The sequence below is a fragment of the Janthinobacterium sp. NFX145 genome, assembly GCF_049810325.1.
Taxonomy (GTDB): Bacteria; Pseudomonadota; Gammaproteobacteria; order Burkholderiales; family Burkholderiaceae_D; genus Janthinobacterium; species Janthinobacterium rivuli.
In genome coordinates this window covers 5,212,676-5,231,668 of the sequence record NZ_CP187360.1, presented here as the reverse complement: position 1 = coordinate 5,231,668, position 18,993 = coordinate 5,212,676, and the positions used below count along the sequence as shown (strand labels likewise).

Here is an 18,993-nt window from a genome sequence, read left to right as displayed (position 1 = left end):
CGGCCTTTGCGGTAAGCTAGATTGACTTAAAGGTCGCGCCGTTTCTATAAAACCGATCCCCTCCCAACCGATGGAGCATACCTGTGAACCACGACTATTCAGGCAACACGCAACTCTGGAATGAAGACCTGGCGCCCACCACGGCGGCGCAGCGCACCTGGCGCTGGTATCACTTTGCCGCGCTGTGGGTCGGCATGGTGATGTGCATTCCCGCCTACACCCTGTCGGCCAGCCTGATCGACAGCGGCATGTCCGGTTACCAGGCCGTGCTCACGGTATTTCTCGCCAACGCCATCGTGCTCCTGCCCATGCTGCTGATCGGCCATGCGGGCACCAAGTACGGCATCCCGTATGCCGTGCTGGCGCGCGCCTCGTTCGGCACCATGGGCGCGCGCTTGCCCGCCTTGATGCGCGCCATCGTCGCCTGCGGCTGGTATGGCATCCAGACCTGGTTCGGCGGGCAGATGATCTATACCCTGATGGGCGTGCTGGTGGGCCATGAACTGGGCGGCGAGAAGATCGCGGGCCTGGGCATCAACGGCAGCCAGTTGCTGTGCTTTCTGGCTTTCTGGGCCATCCAGTTCTATTACATCCTGCATGGCATGGAATCGATCCGCAAGCTCGAAACCTACACGGCGCCGCTGAAAATCCTCATCTGCTTCGTGCTGCTGTACTGGGTGCACAGCAAGGCGGGCGGCGTGGCCAGCCTGCTGGATCAGCCATCGCAATTCATCCCCGGCGGTAAAAAGGCGGGCCAGTTCTGGAGCGTCTTCTGGCCATCGCTGACGGCCATGGTGGGTTTCTGGGCCACGCTGGCATTGAATATTCCCGACTTCACGCGCTTCGCCAAGACGCAGCGCGACCAGGTGATCGGCCAGTCGATCGGCTTGCCGGTGCCGATGGGCCTCCTGGCCATGCTGGCCGTGATCGTCACGGCAGGATCCGTCGTCATGTACGGCAAGGCCATCTGGGATCCCGTCGATCTGGCCAGCCGCATGACGGGCGCCGCCGTGTTGATCGCCCTGATCATCCTGTTGATCGATACGGTCAGCGTCAACCTGGCCGCCAACCTGGTGGGTCCGGCGTATGACTTTTCCTCGCTGGCGCCGAAGCAGATTTCATACAAGATGGGCGGCTACATCACGGCCTTCATCGCCATCGTCATGATGCCGTGGAAGGTGCTCGAGTCGACGCAGGGCTATATCTTCACGTGGCTGATCGGCTACTCGGCCCTGCTGGGACCCATCGCGGGCATCCTCATCGTCGACTATTATTTTGTGCGCAAGACGCAGCTCGACGTCAAACAGCTGTACCGCGACGACGGCGTCTACTCGTATGGCAATGGCTGGAACATGGCGGCGCTGATCGCCTTTGTCATCGCCGTGCTGCCGAACATCCCGGGCTTTTTGAATGCGGCCTTTCCCGCGGCGTTTCCCGACGTGGCCGAAGGCTTTAAAACCATCTACACCTACGCCTGGTTCGTGGGCGTGGCCATCGCCGCCGTCGTGTACGGCGTCATGATGAAGGGCAAGGCCGTGGCGCACGTGCAGCAGGCGCCGCAGTCGTAATCACTGAAGGAGACAAGATGACTACACTGATACGTGGCGGTACCGTCGTCAACGCTGACCGCGCGTTTCGCGCCGATGTGCTGATCGAAGGCGACACCATCGCCGCCGTCGGCGAGAACCTGCCGGTTCCGGCCGGCGCCACGGTGATCGACGCGGGCGGCCTGTACGTGATGCCTGGCGGGATAGACACGCACACGCACATGAATCTGCCCTTCATGGGCACCGTGACGTCCGACGATTTTTTCACGGGCACGGCGGCGGGACTGGCGGGCGGCACCACCACCATCATGGACTTCGTCATTCCCGCGCCCAAGCAGTCGCTGATCGAGGCCTACCACCAGTGGCGCGCGTGGTCGGCCAAGGCGGCCGGCGACTATACCTTCCACGTGGCGATCACCTGGTGGAGCGAGCAGGTACATGAAGAGATGGGAGTGCTGGTGCACGAGCATGGCGTGAACAGCTTCAAGCACTTCATGGCCTACAAAAACGCCATCATGGCCGATGATGAGACACTGGTGAAAAGCTTTACCCGTTCCCTGGAGCTGGGCGCGCTGCCCACCGTGCATGCGGAAAATGGCGAGCTGGTTTTCCAATTGCAGCAAGCCTTGCTCAAGAAGGGGATTATCGGGCCGCAGGCGCACCCGCTGTCGCGGCCACCGGCCGTGGAAGCGGAGGCGGCCAACCGCGCCATCGCCATTGCCAACGTCCTCAATACTCCCGTGTACATCGTGCACGTCTCGTGCGCCGAATCGCTCGACGCCATCACGCGGGCGCGCGCCAACGGCCAGCGCGTGTATGGCGAAGCGCTGGCGGGCCATCTGGTGATCGACGACAGCGTCTACCAGAGCGACGATTTTGATTTCGTCGCCGGCCACGTCATGAGCCCGCCGTTTCGCGGCAAGCACCATCAATCGGCCCTGTGGCACGGCCTGCAAAGCGGCAACCTGCACACGACGGCCACCGACCACTGCACCTTTTGCACCGAGCAGAAAGCGGCCGGCAAGGACGACTTCACGCGTATCCCGAACGGCTGCGGCGGCGTCGAGGAACGCATGGCCGTCGTGTGGGATGCGGGTGTCAATTCCGGCATGCTGACACCGTCCGAATTCGTCAAGGTCAGTTCCACCAACGCGGCGCAGATCTTCAATATGTATCCGCGCAAGGGTGTCATCGCCGCGGGCAGCGATGCCGACATCGTGCTGTGGGACCCGCAGGGCACGCGCACCATTTCCGCCGCCACGCAGTTTGCCAAGGGAGGCTTCAACGTCTTCGAAGGGCGCACCGTGCGCGGCATCCCCAGCACCACGATTGCCGCCGGCAAGGTGGTGTTCCACAAGGGCGAACTGATGGCCGTCGAAGGAGCGGGGCGCTATATCGAACGGCCCGCCTTTTCCGCCACGACAGCTTAAGGAGTTGATGATGGATGCATTGCGTATCAATTGCGAACGACTGTGGGCGGCCCTGATGGAGCTGGCGCAGATCGGCGCGACAGCGAAGGGCGGCGTGAAACGCCTGGCCCTGACGGATCTCGATAAACAGGGCCGCGACCTGGTGGTGGGCTGGGGCCGCGAAGCGGGCATGAGCATCACGATCGACCAGATCGGCAACGTCTTCATGCGCCGCGACGGCACGGACAATACGCTGCCGCCCGTGATGACGGGCAGCCATATCGACACGCAGCCCACGGGCGGCAAGTTCGATGGCAATTACGGCGTGCTGGCGGGACTGGAAGTGGTGCGCACCCTGAACGATTTGCACATCAAGACGCGGGCGCCCATCGAGGTGGCTTTCTGGACCAACGAGGAAGGCTCGCGCTTCGTGCCCGTGATGATGGGGTCCGGCGTGTTCTGCGGCGCCTTCTCGCTGGAGACGGCGTATGCGGCCAAGGACACGGAAGGCAAGACCGTGGGCGAGGAGCTGGCGCGCATCGGATACAAGGGCGAGCAGGTGCCGGGCGACCATCCGATTGGTGCCTATTTTGAAACGCATATCGAACAAGGCCCCGTGCTGGAAGACGCGGACAAGGTGATTGGCGTCGTGCCTGCCGTGATGGGTCTGTCGTGGTATGACTGCGTGGTGACGGGCATGGAAGCGCATGCGGGCCCCACACCCATGGGCCTGCGCAAGGATGCGCTGCAGGTGGCCACCACCATCATGCAGGAAGTCGTCGCCATCGCTAACCGCTACCCTCCATATGGGCGCGGCACGGTGGGCATGGTGCAGGTGTTCCCGAACAGCCGCAACGTGATCCCCGGTGAAGTCACATTCAGCATCGACCTGCGCAATGTGAACGACGAACTGCTCAACACCATGCATGGCGAGATCACGGCTTTTATTGACGCCACGCGCGAGAAGTCAGGCTTGGGCATTTCACTGGAAAGGGTGTCCTATTACCCGCCATGCCCGTTCCACCCCGACTGCGTGGGCGCCGTGCGCAACGCCACCGCAAAGCTGGGTTATTCCGTGATGGACGTGGTGTCGGGCGCCGGCCACGACGCCATCTACGCGGCCAGGCTGGCGCCGGCCGGGATGATCTTCGTGCCGTGCAAGGACGGCATCAGCCACAATGAAATCGAAGACGCCAAGCCCGAGCACCTGGAAGCGGGCTGCAATGTGCTGCTGCACGCGATGCTGGAGCGGGCCGTGGCGGTGTAGCCTTACGGCTTCGGCTGGAAGCTGCGCAAAAACGCCAGCAGCGCGCGCGCCGCGATGTCGGCGTCGTCCGCCGTCATGGTTTCCAGCGGGTTGTGGCTGATGCCGCCGTTGCCGCAGCGGGTAAACAGCATGGCCACGTCGGTGATGGCGGCCATGGCCATGGCGTCGTGGCCGGCGCCCGACAGCAGCGCATATGGTGCGATGCCGACGGATTCCACGGCTTGCGCCAATTGCGTCATCAGCCATGGCGCACATGGCGCCGCGCTGATTGACAGCAGCAGTTCCAGCTGATAGTCGATCTGGCGCCGCGCGCAGATGGCGGCGACGCCATCGAGAATATCGTCGACGGCCGCCTGACGCACGGCATCAACAGCTGCGCGGATATCGAGCGACAGGGTGCAGGCGCCGGCGATCACGTTGACGGAGCCGTTGGGCACGTGCAGCTGGCCCACGGTGCCCACCAGCGCCTCGCCCTGGTTGCAGCGCTGTTCCACCAGCAGGATGATTTCGGCGGCCGCGCTGGCGGCGTCCTTGCGCATGGTCATGGGCGTGGTGCCCGCGTGGCTGGCCACGCCGTCAAGATTGACCAGGTAGCGCGAGCTGCCGGCAATCGCCGTGACGATCCCCAGCGGCAGGTCGCGCTCGAGCAGCACGGGACCTTGCTCGATATGCACTTCCACATAGCCGAGCAAATTCGCCGGATCGCGCGCGATGGCGCCGATGGCGCTCGCCTCGTGGCCGGCGGCGGCCAGCGCGTCGCGCATGCTCACGCCATCCGCGTCTAACTGCTCCAGCAGCGACACGTCGAACTTGCCCGTGATGGCCGTGCTGCCCAGGAACGTGCTCTTGAAGCGCACGCCTTCCTCTTCGGCGAAGCCGACGACCTCAAAGTGGAACGGCAGCTTTTCTCCCCGTTCGTGCAGATGGCGCACGACGGCGATCGGCAGCACGATGCCCAGCCGGCCGTCGTACTTGCCGCCGTTGCGCACCGTGTCATAGTGCGATCCCGTCATCAGGGTCTTCGCGCCGGGGATATCGGACAGGTAGCGGCCGACCACATTGCCGACGGCGTCGATGTGCACCTGCATGCCGGCGTCCCGCATCCAGTCGGCCAGCTGCGCGGCCGTTCTCTGGTGCGCCGGCGTCAGGTAGGCGCAGGTCAGGTTGTAATCGCTGTCGCTCCAGCCGGCCAGGGTTTCGGCCTGCTGCATGATGGCCGGGCCGAAGTCCAGGCGCACGTCGAACAGGTCGTTCAGGCGCAGCTCGGCGATGCGCTTGATCTGCCGCAGCGATTCGGCCAGTTCATCGGCGCGCCGGTTCTTCAGGCGCCGCGCAAACGTGGCGATGATGTCCTGCCGCGTCAAGCCTTCGCCCGTCGGGCCCTTGACGGCCAGGATGAAGGGAAAGCCGAACTTGGCGTTGTATTCACTGTTGAGGCGCTGCAGGGTGGCAAATTCGTCGGCGCTGCACAGGTTCAGGCCGGACTTGGCCTGTTCGCGCGTCGATTCCACCGTCAGCTGGCCCGCGATGGCGGCCTTGCCGGCCAGTTCCGGGTGGGCGCGTATCAGCCCTAGTTGCTCTTCGGGCGAGGCGTGCGCCAGCACGCGCTGCAGCTCCGTCTTGAGCGCCGTCAGGCTGGCAAACGGCCGGGCGGCGGCCGCGCGCTGGGCGATCCAGGGCGAATGTTCATAGATGCCATGCAGCCGTGCGATAAAGTCTGCCGGGCTGCCGGCGTTCAGGTCTGAAAGGGTGGTCATGGTTTTCCGATCATGCAAGCGGTGATGATAGCGCCCCGTTCCTGCCTCCATTATATGCGCGTGCTGATAGCGGCTATCGCTGCACCAGCGCCTTGGCGGCCGCGCTGACCTGGTCGCGCAGCCATTTGTGCTCGGGCGCCTGGTGCACGCGCTGGTGCCACAGCTGGTAAAAGCGCATGGGCGGAAATTTCAAGGGCACGGTATACGTTTTCAGCGGCAGCGTCTTTTCATAGAAGCGCATGAATTGCCGGCCCGTGGTCAGCACCAGGTCCGTCTGCGTCAGCATGTAGGGAATCAGGCCGAAATACGCCGATTCCACCACCACGTTGCGCTGCAGGTTTTGCCGTTCGAGGAAGGAATCGATCACGCCGTGGTAGCCGGGCATCATCTGCGACGGCGCCACGTGGGGCAGGCTCAGATAGTCGTCGAGGGTCATGGCGTCGCTGGCCGTGCGCCGCGCATAGGCGTTTTCCGCATGCATGGCGCAGATGATGGGGTCTTCGAACAGCTTCGAGATGTGCAGGTGGGCGGGCGGCTCGTCCCAGTTGGCGATGACCAGGTCGAGGCCACCATCGGAGAGCTGGCGGATATGGTCGATGCCCGGTCCCAGGCTGTGCAGCACGACGCGGCTTTTCGGCGAGCCGCGGCGCAGCAGCGCCACCACGTTGGGCAGGAACTGGCTGTCCAGGTAGTCGGGCGCGGCGATATGAAAGGTGCGCGCCTCTTCCTGCGCCACGAACGGCGTCTTCTTGACGAACAGGCTTTCCGTCTGGTCGAGAATGCGCTTGGCCGGATTGAGCAGGCTTTCGCCATGCTGGGTCGGCACCATGCCGCGCGCGCCGCGCACGAGCAGCGGGTCGCCCGTCAGTTCTCTAAGCTTGCGCAAGGAGGCGGAAATCGAGGGCTGCGGCTGATTGAGCTTCAATGCCACGCGCGAGACATTCTTTTCCACCAGCAGCAGGTAGAGGATGCGGATCAGGTGCAGGTCAAGGTGTTGCGGCAGGCTGGACATGTGGCGGCGCCTCTGTTGTATATCGATTTGAATATGTTAAATATACGATATATTTCATGTGATGGGCGGTAAATCCGTTTATCTTGTGTAGATTGGCACGAATATTGGTTCGGTCTGACTAGAGGAAATTTATGGAAGTATTCGCCTACCTGATCCCGTACGGCCTTGAGTGGCTGAACCTGATCGTCCGCTGGCTGCACGTCATCACGGGCATCGCCTGGATCGGTGCTTCCTTTTATTTCGTCTGGCTCGATAACTCGATCCGCCCGCCCGCACCGGGCTCCGAGCTGGCGAAGAAGGGCGTGTCGGGAGAACTGTGGGCCGTGCATGGCGGCGGTTTCTACAACCCGCAAAAATACCTGGTGGCGCCGGCCGAATTGCCGAAGGAACTGCACTGGTTCAAGTGGGAAGCGTATTCGACGTGGCTGTCCGGTTTCGCGCTGCTGACCATCGCGTATTACTTCAATGCCCAGGCCATGATGATCGACAAATCCGTGGCCGATATCAGCAGTGGCCAGGCCGTCGGCATCGGCATCGCCACCCTCGTCATCGGCTGGACCGTGTACGACCTGCTGTGCAGGTCAAAATTGGCGCAGTATGAACTGTGGTTCGGCGTGACCGTGTTCGCGCTGATCGTCGGCGCCGCCTATGTGCTCACGCATTTGCTCAGCGGGCGCGCCGCCTACATCCACGTGGGTGCCATGATCGGCACCATCATGGTGGCCAATGTGCTGATGCTGATCATTCCCGGCCAGCGCAAGATGGTCGAGGCCATGGCTGCCGGCAAGCTGCCCGACCCAAAGCACGGCCTGAAGGCCAAGCAGCGCAGCGTGCATAACAATTATTTTACGTTGCCGGTGCTGTTCATCATGATCAGCAACCACTACGCGATGACTTACCGTAACGACCACGCATGGCTGGTGCTGGCGCTGGTCATGGCGGCCGGCGTCTTCATTCGCCACTTCTTCAACCTGCGCCACAAGGGACGTGTCGAGTGGCGCTATCCGGCCATCGGCGTGGCCTTGCTGCTGGCCGTGGCTATCGCCATCGCACCGAAAGCACCGGTGGCCGTGGCGGCCGCGCCGGCGGTGGACCCTGTCGCGCAGTTCAAGGCCGTGCATGCCATCATCGCCCAGCGCTGCTCCACCTGCCATTCGGCCCAGCCCACGCAGCCGGGCTTCGCCACGGCGCCGGCCGGCATGATGCTCGATAATGAAACCCAAATTCGCCAGCACGCGGCGCAAATCTACAAGCAGGCCATCGAATTGAAGGCCATGCCGATCGGGAACCTGACGAATATGACGGAGGCCGAGCGCAGCGAATTGGGCGCCTGGCTGCAACAGACCATGCAAGGAGCAAAATGACGACGCACGCAGAAAAAATCACGGCCTGGATCGACGACCACTTCGACGAGGAAATCGCCTTTTTACAGCAGGTGGTGCAGCAGCCGACGGATACGCCGCCCGGCAACAACGCGCCCCATGCGGAGCTGGTGGCCCAATTGCTGCAGGCATATGGCTGGCACGCCGAAAAACACGCCGTCCCTGCCGACCAGGTGGAAGCCTACGGCATGCAGAGCATCACCAATTTGATCGTGCGCCGCCCCTACGGCGCAGGCGGGCCGACCGTGGCACTGAATGCGCATGGCGACGTGGTGCCGCCCGGCGACAACTGGACGTATCCGCCATATGGCGGCCAGATCGATGGCGGCTATATGTATGGCCGCGCGACGGCCGTGTCGAAAGGCGATTTCGCCACCTATGTGTTTGCCGCGCGCGCGCTCGAAGCCCTGGGCATTCCCTTGAAGGGCCAGCTGGAACTGCATTTTACCTACGACGAGGAATTCGGCGGCTTGCTGGGGCCGGGCTGGCTGCTGGAACAGCAACTGACGAAGCCCGATTTCGTCATCGCCGCCGGTTTCAGCTACGGCATCGTCACGGCGCACAACGCCTGCCTGCAGCTGGAAATCACCGTGCACGGCAAGTCGGGCCACGGCTCGATGCCTGAGACGGGGCACGACGCGCTGCAGGCGGCGAACAAGATTCTCAACGCCATCTATGGACAGCTGCCGGAGCTGAAAAAGATCAAATCGAAAGTCGCCGGCATCGACTCGCCCACCATGCTCGTGGGCCGTATCGATGGCGGCACGAACACCAATGTGGTGCCGGGCAAGGTGGTCATGAAGATGGACCGCCGCATGATTCCCGAAGAAGACCCGGTGGCGGTGGAGGCGCAGGTGCGCGCGCTGATCAAGGACGCCGTGCGCGGTGAGCCTGGCATCCGCATCGAGATCCGCCGCCTGCTGCTGTCGCACGCGCTGCGCCCCTTGCACGGCTCCGAGCAGCTGGTCGGCAGCCTGCAAAAGAATGCGCAGGCCATCCTCGGCGAAACCATCGCTGCAGTCGGTACGCCGCTGTACGCGGACGCACGCCTGTATGGCGAGCGGGGCATCCCCGCCGTGCTGTATGGCGCTGGTCCACGCACGGTGCCCGAATCGAATGCGAAGAAGGCTGACGAACGCCTGGCGCTCGACGATTTGCGCAAGGCCAGCAAGATCGTGGCCCTGACCTTGCTGGACTTCCTGGGACAGAAATAGAGCAGGGCGGTTTGGCTTACAATGGGGCGGACACTCAACCTGTGAAGAAGAGCCCCATTGAATACCCGTTTTCTCGAAGCGTTTGTCTGGGCTGCGCGCCTGGGCAGTTTTCGCACGGCCGCCGACAAGCTGCACATCACGCAGGCGGCCATCTCGAACCGCATCGCCTCGCTGGAGCAGGACTTCGGCACGCGTCTGTTCGACCGCGACGCGCGTGAAATCCGCCTGACCTTTGCCGGGCGCAATCTGCTCGTGTACGCCGAACGCATGCTGGAACTGTGCCGCGACATGTATGCGGCCAATTCCTCGCCCGCGCTGATCACGGGCGAAGTGCGCATCGGTGTCATCGAAACCATCGTGCATACCTGGCTGATCCCGTTCCTGCAGCGCGTGCAGGAGCGCTATCCCGGTATCGAGATTCAGTTGACGTCGGAATCGACGCGCCGCCTGCACGAACAGCTGCAGCAGGGCGAGCTCGATATCGCGCTGCAGACGGACATGCTGACGGGCGACCATATCCGCAGCACGGGCAGCGGCGCCATCGCCATGGGCTGGGCAGGGCGGGCCGCGGACTGGCCCGACACGGGCAAGCCGTTCACGGTGGCGCAACTGGCGCAGCACCCCATCATCACCATGAACCGCGGCTCGCAGCCGCATTCCGCCTTGAAGGCGCTGTGCCAGGATGAGGGCGTGCAGCTGGGCCGCGTCCACTGCGTCAGCTCGATCTCCGCCATCGTGCGCCTGGTCAAAGCGGGCTTCGGCATCGCCGTGCTGCCGCTGGCGCCCCTGCGCGAGGAAATCGAACAGGGCCACATCGCCCTGATCCCGTGCACCAGCAGCCTGGCGCCGCAGCGTATCGTCATCAGCTACAGCGAAGACATCACCACGGAGGCGATCCAGCTGGTGGCCATGCTGGCGTGTGAGGAGGCGGCCCGGTTTAGCGTGGGACTCGCTGACGAGTACGGAGCTTGACGCTGTGGCGTAGGTCGGATTAGCGCCCAAGCGCGTAATCCGACAACATTGTTGGCCTCATCTCCACCCACAAGAAAAACTTATCAGTCGCGTTCAGAATAACCCGTTTGCCAAGTGATGGCGCGCCACCTATTCTGGGTTGGCATACCACCCATAACGCAGAACGGAACCATCATGACGACGTCCCCCACCTTGCCAGGCATCCTGTTTGTCTGGACCAGCGCCGACCCGGAACACGAACGCGATTTCAACCGCTGGTACGATCGCGAACACGTGGAAGAGCGCGTGCGCATTCCCGGCTTCGTCAGCGGCACGCGCTACCAGAGCGTGCGCGGCCCGCGTAAATACCTGGGCCTGTACCGCACCGTGTCGCTGGGCGCCTTCCAGACGCCCGACTACTTCAAGGCCTTCGGCCAGCAGACGCCATGGTCGCTGACGAACTTGCAGCGCATGGTCGACCCGATGCGCCGTGTATGTGCCATCGAGGCGGAAACGGGCATGGGCACGGGCGCCTGGCTGGCCGTGCTGCGTCTGGGCGCGCCAGCCATCGGCCAGGACGCGCAAGCCGTGGACGCCATGGCCACGCTGGGAACGAAGCTGCTGCAGATCGACGGCGTCATTGCCACGCGTCTGCTGACACCGGACGCGAATCTGTCGGGCCCTTTGCCGGCGGAACGGACGGAGGGCCGCGTGCTCGACCCGATTTTCCTGATCGACGCCTCGTCCGAAAGCGCCGCCATGGCGGCCGCCAATGCCGCCAGCGCGGCGCTGGGACTCGATGCGGAACAGGCGGCCATCCTGCAGTTGTCCTGGCAATTGCGCGAGGCGGACCTGCGCGCTGCCTGACACGGCCGCGCGCATCTTGCCGGCACTGATAACACGAGACACGGGCCACGGCGCAGGGCAAAGCATCCTGCGCCGGGCCTGCAATAAAACTGACGAGAGAGGTAGGCTATGACCACATATACGAACGCTGCGCATCCGGCAGCCCAGGCGCCGGGCGATAAGCCGAAAACGGGCCGCCTGGCCACGGCCAGCATGGTCGGCACGACCCTGGAATGGTATGACTTCACCGTCTACAACACCATGGCCGCGCTGATCTTCAACCACCTGTTCTTCCCTTCCTTCGATCCGCTGACGGGCACCATCCTGGCCTTTTCCACATATGCGGTCGGCTATATTTCGCGCCCCATCGGCGGCGTGATCTTCGGCCATCTGGGCGACAAGCTGGGACGGCGCTGGGTGCTGGTGGTGACCCTGATGCTGATGGGCGTGACGACGGGCTTGATGGGCCTCTTGCCGACGTATGCGACGGCCGGCATCTGGAGCCCCATCCTGCTGGTGGCGCTGCGCTTCGTGCAGGGCATTGCGCTCGGTGGCGAATGGGCGGGCGCCGTGCTGATTTCCGTCGAACACGGGGCGCCGGACAAGCGGGGACGCAACGCCTCGTGGACGCAGGTCGGACCGTCGTTCGGCACCTTGCTGGCGACGGGTTGCATCGGCCTGATCACCTACCTTCTGCCGCATGAAGCATTCATGGACTGGGGCTGGCGCATGCCATTCATCGCCAGCCTGCTGCTGGTGGCCTTCGGCATGTGGATACGCAGCGGCATCGAGGAAACTCCGCTGTTCAAGGAACTCGATCAGAAGGATGCGAAGGCGGAAGCGCCGATCGGCGACGTGCTGCGCCTCTACTGGCGCCGTCTGCTGATCGCCGGCGGCGTGCGCATCGGCTCGGACGTGCTGTATGCGCTGGTGGTGGTGTTCACCCTGACGTACGTGACAACGGTGCTGCACCTGTCGTCGACCCTGGCACTGACCGCCATCATGATCGGCACGGCGTGCAATGCGCTGGCGGTGCCCGTGTTTGGCGCGCTGTCGGACAAGATCGGCCGCCGCCCCGTGTATGCGCTGGGCGCCGTGCTGGGTCTCGTGTGGGCGTTTGCCTTCTTCACCTTGTTAGACACGGCCAGCCCGGCCGCCATCGTCACGGCCGTCGTCGTGGGCCTGGTCATCCACGCCATCATGTACGGCCCGCAGGCGGCTTTCGTCATCGAGCAATTCCCCACCAAAGTGCGCTACGCGGGTTCCTCGCTGGCCTATACCCTGGCCGGCGTCATCGGCGGCGGTTTCGCCCCGCTCGTCATCGCCAGTCTGTACCGTTCGTACAACAGCACCGTGGCCGTCTCGCTGTATGTGGCGGCCGCCCTGCTGATCACCGGCGCCGCCGTCTTTGCGGCACGCGAAACGGGCCGCGGCCCTCTTGAGGAATAACATCATGACGACATTGCATTTTCAACTGGCAGGCCACGGCCCCGTCACCTTTGACATCGATCACCTGATCATCGCCGGCTGGACGGGCCGCGACATGGCGATGGTGGAACACCATATCGCCGAACTGGAAGCCATCGGCGTGGCGCGCCCGAAAAGCGTGCCGACGTTTTACCGGGTCTCGGCGGCGCTGCTCTCCAGTGATGCCGCCATCGAAGTGCCGGGCAGCGATTCGTCCGGCGAGGCGGAATTCGTGCTGTTTTCCACGGCATACGGCCTGCTGGTGGGCATCGGCTCCGATCATACGGACCGCAAGGTGGAAAGCTATGGCGTGACGGTGTCCAAGCAGATGTGCGGCAAGCCCGTAGGCGATACCTTGTGGCGCCATGCCGACGTGGCCGGCCACTGGGACCAGCTGCAGATGCGCTCCTGGCGCGAGCGGGGCGGCGTGCCGGCCCTGTACCAAGATGGCCCCGTGACGCGCATGCTGTCGCCGGAGGATTTGATCTTGCGCTACACGGGACAAACGAGCCTGCCGGTGGGCAGCGCCATGTTCTGCGGCACACAACCGATCATCGGCGAGATGGGCCATGGCGACGCGTTCGCGCTGGAGCTGTATGATCCAGCCTTGCAGCGCCGCCTGCAGCACCGCTATGCCGTGCAAACCCTGCCCGTGGAAGGATAAACCAATGACCAAGACCATCCGTGAACTGGCGGCCGACCTGGCCGCCGGCCGCATCACCAGCGTGGCGCTGACACAGCAGATGCTGGCGCGCGCCGAGGCGCACCGGGCGCAGGGCGGCCATGCCTATGTCAGCCTTGATGGCGAACAGGCGCTGATGGAGGCGCGGGCCAGCGATGCGGCGCGCGCCGCCGGCATCGTTGCCTCGCCGCTGGCCGGCGTGCCCATTTCCATCAAGGACCTGTTCGACGTCCGGGGGCAGGTCAGCAGCGCCGCCTCGCTGGCGCTGGCCGACGCGTTGCCCGCCGTGGCCGATGCGCTTGCCGTGGGGTGCCTGCGCGCGGCCGGCGCGATCCTGCTGGGCCGCACCAACATGAGCGAATTCGCGTTTTCCGGCCTGGGCTTGAATCCCCATTACGGCACGCCGCGCAATCCGCTGGACGGCGCGCGCGTGGCGGGCGGCTCCACCTCGGGCGGCGCCGTGACGGTGGCTTTGGCGATGGCGGCCGGCGCGCTGGGCACGGACACGGGCGGGTCGATCCGCATCCCGTCCGCCTTTTGCGGCCTGACCGGTTTCAAGCCGACGGCCGCGTCCGTGCCGCTGGCCGGCACGGTGCCCCTGTCGCGCTCCCTCGATTCGGCAGGCCCCATCGCCCACAGCGTCGACTGCTGCGCGGTGCTTTACGCGGCGCTGTCGGGCCGCAAGCTTGCCGATGGCGCGCCAGCGTTGAAAGGACTGCGTTTCGGCTTTACCCTGGACTACGTGGGCACCCATGTCGAGCCGCAGGTGCAGCAGGCATTCGACCGTGCGCTGGACAAGCTGCGCGCGGCCGGTGCCCTGGTCGAGCAGTTCGATTTCCCGGAATTGCTGGAGCTGCCGACGATCAATGGCGGTGGCGGCCTGGTGGCGGCGGAAGCCTGGCACTGGCACAGGGCGCGGCTGGAAGAGAAGGGCGCGCAATACGACCAGCGCGTGGCGGCGCGCATCCGCCGCGGCCAGCAGCAAGGCGCAGCCGACTACATCGACTTGCTCGATGCGCGTGCGCGCCTGATCGCCATCGCGAAGCAGCGTCTGGCGCCATTCGACGCCTGGCTGATGCCCAGCGTAGCCGTACTCGCGCCGGAAGTCGCGCCGCTGGAAGCGGACGACGCCACCTTCTTTGCCACGAACGGTCTGGTGCTGCGCAACGCCAGCGTGATCAACTTCCTCGACGGCTGCGCGCTGTCCTTGCCTTGCCATGCGGAGGGTGAGCTGCCCGTGGGGCTGGGCATTTGCGGTCTGGCCGGCGCCGACGATCAGGTGCTGCAAATCGGCCGCGCCGTGGAGGCGCTGTTGCGCGGGAGTGGAAAAGAGTAATACCGTAGTGCAGGAAAATGCCAACTCTGTCATGATGGCTGGCATTAACATGGGAAAGTCGCGCTTCAGGCGCCGGCAAACTTCACACTGTGCACCGATACGACCTGATTAGCTGTCATGACTGCGGCGTGTTGTACCGCAAACGTCCGCTGCGTCCACGCGAAAAGGCGCGCTGCATCCGTTGCCGCTCGGTGTTGTATCGCGGCGCCCACGCGCGCGGCGCATCGGCCGAATTGAGCAAGGTGGTGGCGCTGACCCTGGGCGCCGCCTTCGTCTTCTTGATCGCCCAGTTTTTCCCCATCGTCGAACTCGACGTCAATGGCCTGACCTCCAGCGCCACCCTGCTCGGTTCCATCCGCGTGCTGTGGTCCGAGCAGATGCACATCGTGGCGACGATGGTCTTCCTGTTTACCATACTCTTTCCCGCCATCGAACTCGGTTCCCTGCTGTATGTGGCGCTGGGCTTGCGCGGCGGCGTCAAGGTGCCGGGCTTTAACCGCGTGCTGCGCGCCGTGCAGACGGCGCGCGAATGGGGCATGACGGAGGTGCTGATGATCGGCATCCTGATCACCGTCGTCAAGATGACCAGCCTGGCCACGGTGCTGCCGCAACCGGGGCTGTTCGCGTTTGGCGCGCTGACCCTGATGCTGGCCATCGTCGTCTCGTTCGACCCCAAGGCCCTGTGGAACCTGGGCGACGACCTGACCCGCCAGGCGCTGCCCGGCATCCGCTACAAGGCCTTCGCACCGGGCGAGAAGGTCTTGCCCTGCCATGCGTGCGGCCTGGTGGCGCCGCCGCTGGGCAAGGGCAAACACCTGGCGTGCGTGCGCTGCGGCACGGCCCTGCACGTGCGCAAACCGGACAGCATCAACCGCACCTGGGCCTTGCTGATCGCCGCCATGATCCTCTACATTCCCGCCAACCTGCTGCCCGTGATGGTGACGCAATCGCTGTTCGGCGCGCAGGACGACACCATCATGAGCGGCGTGGTGCTGTTCTGGACCAGCGGCTCGAAGGGCCTGGCCATCATCATTTTCATCGCCAGCGTGGTCGTGCCGATGCTGAAGCTGGGCGTGCTGGCGCTGCTGGCGTTCACGGCGCAGCGGCGTTCGCGCTGGCGGCCGCGCCAGCGCACCATTTTGTACCGCATGGTTGAATTCATCGGCCGCTGGTCCATGCTCGACATCTTTGTTGTCACCCTGACGGTGGCGCTGGTGCGCTTCAAGTCGCTGGCCGTGATCACGGCTGGACCCGGCGCGCTGGCCTTTGGCGCCGTGGTGGTGCTGACCATGCTGGCGGCGATGCAGTTCGACCCGCGCCTGATCTGGGATCCCGTCGACGGGCAGGTGCCTGGCGAGGAAGAACCCGTGGTGGTGGCAAATACCGGAAACAATACAGTGATTGGAGAACAGCATGGCTGACAAAGAAACGGGCGACCTTGCCGAAACCGGCGCACGGCCTCTGCCCGAACCCGACGTGGATCCGGCCAGCCGCTGGCTGCCGTCACTGGTGTGGCTCATTCCGCTGCTGGCCGCGCTGATCGGCGCCGGCCTGGCCGCCAAATCCATCCTCGACCAGGGACCCACGGTGACGGTCAGTTTCAAGAGCGCCGAAGGCCTGGAGCCGGGCAAGACCAAGGTCAAATACAAGGATGTCGATATCGGCCAGGTGCGCGCCATCACCCTGGGCGAGGACTTGAGCAAGGTGCTCGTGACGATCGACATGAGCAAGGAAGCGCGCCGCTTCGCCACCGCCGATTCGCGCTTCTGGGTGGTGCGCCCGCAGATCGGCGCCAGCGGCGTGACGGGGCTGGGCACCTTGCTGTCGGGCGCCTACATCGGCGTCGATACGGGCAAGTCGGAAGCCAAAAAGGACAACTTCGTCGGCATGGAAAATCCGCCAGCCGTGGCCGGTGACCAGAAGGGCAAGCTGTACACCCTGCACGCGGACAGTCTCGGTTCCGTCGATGTGGGCTCGCCCCTGTTCTTCCACCGCCTGCGCGTGGGCAAGGTGGTCAGCTTCGCGCTGGACAAGGATGGCAACGGCATCACCATGTCCGTCTTCGTGAATGCGCCGTACGACCAGTTCGTCGGCAAGAATGCGCGCTGGTGGCATGCCAGCGGCGTCGACGTGCGCTTGGATTCCAACGGCTTCAAACTGAATACGCAATCGCTGGCCGCCATGCTGGTGGGCGGCATCGCCTTCGAGGCGGAAAATGGCCGCAAGCCCGAAGAGCCGGCGCCGGCCAATACCAATTTCCGCCTGGCGGCCGACGAGGCCAGCGCCATGCGCGAGCCCGATGGCGAGGCGATCACCACCGTGTTCTATTTCGACCAGTCCCTGCGCGGCTTGCAGCCTGGCGCCACGGTGGACTTCCGCGGCATCGTCCTGGGCGAGGTGCGCTCGGTGGGCATCGAATTCGACCCCGTGAAGAAGAACTTCCGCATGCCGGTCACCGTCAACCTGTACCCAGCCCGCCTGGGCATGCGCTTCAAGGCCGCCGTCGACGATGAGGAAGGCTCGGCCGGCCACCAGCTGCTCGAGCGCATGGTCAGCCGCGGCTTGCGCGCGCAGCTACGCACGGGCAACCTGCTCACCAGCCAGCTGTACATCGCGCTGGACTTCTTCCCGAAAGCGCCGAAAGTGGCGCTCGATCCGAACAGGTATCCGCTGGAAGTGCCGACCGTGCCCAATACCCTCGATGAACTGCAGACGCAGATCGCCAGCATCGCCCGCAAGCTCGATCAGGTGCCGTACGCGGAGATCGGCAATAACCTGAACGCCACCATCAAGCAGGCCAATACCCTGTTCAAGCAGCTCGATGGCCAGGTGGTGCCGGAAATGCGCGACACCCTGACGGCGGCGAAACAGACTTTTGGTTCGGCCGAACAGGTGCTGCAAAAGGATTCGCCGCTGCAGTCGGACGTGCGCCAGGCCTTGCAGCAATTGACGCAAACCCTGCAATCGCTCAATGCCCTGTCGGATTACCTGGAACGTCATCCCGAGTCCCTGATCCGCGGTAAAAAAGGAGATGAAAAAAAATGATGAAACCGATTTTTTCCGCGCTGCTGGCGGCTAGCCTGCTGGGCGCCTGCTCCACGCCCCAGCCCGAGCATTTCTATACGCTGAGCGGCGGCGCCGACGCGCAGCCGGCCAAGCCCGTCAAATACTATGTCGAGGTGCTGGCCGTCAGCGTGCCGCAGCAGGTGAGCCGCAACCAGTTTGTTGTGACGGCGCCTTCGGGCCGCATCGAATTGCTGGAGCAGCAGCGCTGGGCGGGGCCGCTGGCAGGCGAGATCGGCCAGGCCCTGTCGACGGCCGTGACGAACGACCTGGGCGCCATCGACGTGTTCCGCACGCCATACCCGGACAAGCTGCCCGTGTACCGCATCAGCACCAATGTGCAGCGTTTCGAGTCGGTGATGGGACAGTATGCGCTGATCGACGCTGTGTGGAGCGTGCGCCAGCTGGCCAGCAACAAGGTGGTGACGTGCCGTACGATCGCCAATGAAAAGGTGGGCGCCGGCTACGATGAACTGGTGCTCGGCCACCGCCGCGCCGTGAACCGCATCGCTGCCGATACGGCAAGCGTGGTGCGCGCTTTTGACAGCGGCAACGCCGCCTGCCCGGCCGCCTGAGCCGCTTTCCGCTACCCAGTCCCGGCGGCCGCTGGTAAAATGCGGCCATGGGAATGACCTTGTTCACGCGCCGCTTCGCCGCCTGGATCGCCTGCTTTGCGATCCTGCTGGCGGCGCTCGCGCCATCGATTTCCCAGGCCGTCGCCAACGCCAAGCAGGAGTCCGGCTCCGGCTGGGCGGAAATCTGCTCGGTGGCCGGCATCCGTTTCGTCCAGCTTGTGCAGGCCGATGATGATGGCGCCGCCGACGGAAAATCTGGCGGCAAGGCCATGCAGATGGAGCATTGCGCCTTCTGTTCCATGCATGCGGGTTCCGTCGGCCTGCCGCCGACGAGCCCCGTGCTGCCGCTGCTTGTGGCCAGCGGCACGGCCATTTTCCCGTCCCTGTACTACCAGTCACCCGCACCACTGTTCATCTGGTCCACCGCGCAATCGCGCGCGCCGCCCGCCCTCGTTTAAGTTTTTGCCTTTCCAATGCTGGCGCTG

Annotated in this window: 16 protein-coding genes; 14 read left to right on the top strand and 2 right to left on the bottom strand. The window is 64.4% G+C overall.

Annotated features, from left to right (window positions below):
* The first annotated feature begins 83 nt into the window (after positions 1-83).
* From ACPJXG_RS23370 to ACPJXG_RS23360, 3 genes are read left to right on the top strand one after another with little or no spacing between them, the layout of a single operon-like run.
* Positions 84-1,568: an NCS1 family nucleobase:cation symporter-1 gene (locus ACPJXG_RS23370; protein WP_176390432.1), complete on the top strand. Its 1,485-nt coding sequence runs from the start codon at positions 84-86 to the stop codon at positions 1,566-1,568.
* Positions 1,569-1,585: 17 nt separating this feature from the next.
* Positions 1,586-2,977, top strand: coding sequence for a dihydropyrimidinase (gene hydA / locus ACPJXG_RS23365; RefSeq protein WP_425252483.1), 1,392 nt, complete (start codon positions 1,586-1,588; stop codon positions 2,975-2,977).
* Between the two features lie 10 nt (positions 2,978-2,987).
* Positions 2,988-4,223 (top strand): Zn-dependent hydrolase, encoded by a 1,236-nt coding sequence (locus tag ACPJXG_RS23360; protein ID WP_425254783.1) that lies wholly within the window; start codon positions 2,988-2,990, stop codon positions 4,221-4,223.
* Between the two features lie 2 nt (positions 4,224-4,225).
* Here the strand turns inward: ACPJXG_RS23360 and ACPJXG_RS23355 are convergent, their stop codons facing one another.
* Positions 4,226-5,980, bottom strand: a complete 1,755-nt coding sequence (locus ACPJXG_RS23355; RefSeq protein WP_425252482.1) for an allantoate amidohydrolase — start codon at positions 5,978-5,980, stop codon at positions 4,226-4,228.
* A 73-nt stretch (positions 5,981-6,053) separates the two neighbouring features.
* Positions 6,054-6,992 (bottom strand): LysR family transcriptional regulator, encoded by a 939-nt coding sequence (locus tag ACPJXG_RS23350; protein WP_034754583.1) that lies wholly within the window; start codon positions 6,990-6,992, stop codon positions 6,054-6,056.
* A gap of 131 nt (positions 6,993-7,123) precedes the next feature.
* Here ACPJXG_RS23350 and ACPJXG_RS23345 point away from each other — a divergent pair, with 131 nt between their 5' ends.
* The 11 genes from ACPJXG_RS23345 to ACPJXG_RS23295 all read left to right on the top strand — a co-directional run bounded on the left by ACPJXG_RS23345 (position 7,124) and on the right by ACPJXG_RS23295 (position 18,966).
* Positions 7,124-8,356 (top strand): urate hydroxylase PuuD, encoded by a 1,233-nt coding sequence (locus ACPJXG_RS23345; protein ID WP_425252481.1) that lies wholly within the window; start codon positions 7,124-7,126, stop codon positions 8,354-8,356.
* Positions 8,353-9,588, top strand: coding sequence for a M20/M25/M40 family metallo-hydrolase (locus ACPJXG_RS23340; RefSeq protein WP_425252480.1), 1,236 nt, complete (start codon positions 8,353-8,355; stop codon positions 9,586-9,588). Before ACPJXG_RS23345 ends, ACPJXG_RS23340 begins: the two co-directional genes overlap by 4 nt.
* Before the next feature lie 57 nt (positions 9,589-9,645).
* Entirely contained in the window at positions 9,646-10,560 is a 915-nt protein-coding gene (locus tag ACPJXG_RS23335; protein WP_219311141.1) for a LysR family transcriptional regulator, read from the top strand.
* A gap of 174 nt (positions 10,561-10,734) precedes the next feature.
* Positions 10,735-11,406, top strand: coding sequence for a hypothetical protein (locus tag ACPJXG_RS23330; RefSeq protein ID WP_425252479.1), 672 nt, complete (start codon positions 10,735-10,737; stop codon positions 11,404-11,406).
* A gap of 108 nt (positions 11,407-11,514) precedes the next feature.
* On the top strand, positions 11,515-12,834 hold the full coding sequence (locus ACPJXG_RS23325) for an MFS transporter (RefSeq protein ID WP_425252478.1): 1,320 nt from the start codon (positions 11,515-11,517) through the stop codon (positions 12,832-12,834).
* 4 nt (positions 12,835-12,838) lie between these two features.
* The gene (locus ACPJXG_RS23320; protein WP_425252477.1) at positions 12,839-13,516 is read left to right on the top strand and encodes a DUF2848 domain-containing protein; all 678 of its coding nucleotides are present in this window, start codon (positions 12,839-12,841) and stop codon (positions 13,514-13,516) included.
* 4 nt (positions 13,517-13,520) lie between these two features.
* Positions 13,521-14,870, top strand: coding sequence for an amidase (locus ACPJXG_RS23315; protein ID WP_425252476.1), 1,350 nt, complete (start codon positions 13,521-13,523; stop codon positions 14,868-14,870).
* Positions 14,871-14,998: 128 nt separating this feature from the next.
* Entirely contained in the window at positions 14,999-16,291 is a 1,293-nt protein-coding gene (locus tag ACPJXG_RS23310) for a paraquat-inducible protein A (RefSeq protein ID WP_425252475.1), read from the top strand.
* Complete coding sequence (locus tag ACPJXG_RS23305) at positions 16,284-17,915, top strand: intermembrane transport protein PqiB (RefSeq protein WP_035825049.1); 1,632 nt, start codon at positions 16,284-16,286, stop codon at positions 17,913-17,915. The genes ACPJXG_RS23310 and ACPJXG_RS23305 overlap by 8 nt, the downstream gene beginning before the upstream one ends.
* Positions 17,912-18,508: a PqiC family protein gene (locus ACPJXG_RS23300; protein ID WP_070303397.1), complete on the top strand. Its 597-nt coding sequence runs from the start codon at positions 17,912-17,914 to the stop codon at positions 18,506-18,508. The genes ACPJXG_RS23305 and ACPJXG_RS23300 overlap by 4 nt, the downstream gene beginning before the upstream one ends.
* Positions 18,509-18,555: 47 nt before the next feature.
* Positions 18,556-18,966: a DUF2946 domain-containing protein gene (locus ACPJXG_RS23295; protein WP_425252474.1), complete on the top strand. Its 411-nt coding sequence runs from the start codon at positions 18,556-18,558 to the stop codon at positions 18,964-18,966.
* Positions 18,967-18,993: the final 27 nt, after the last annotated feature.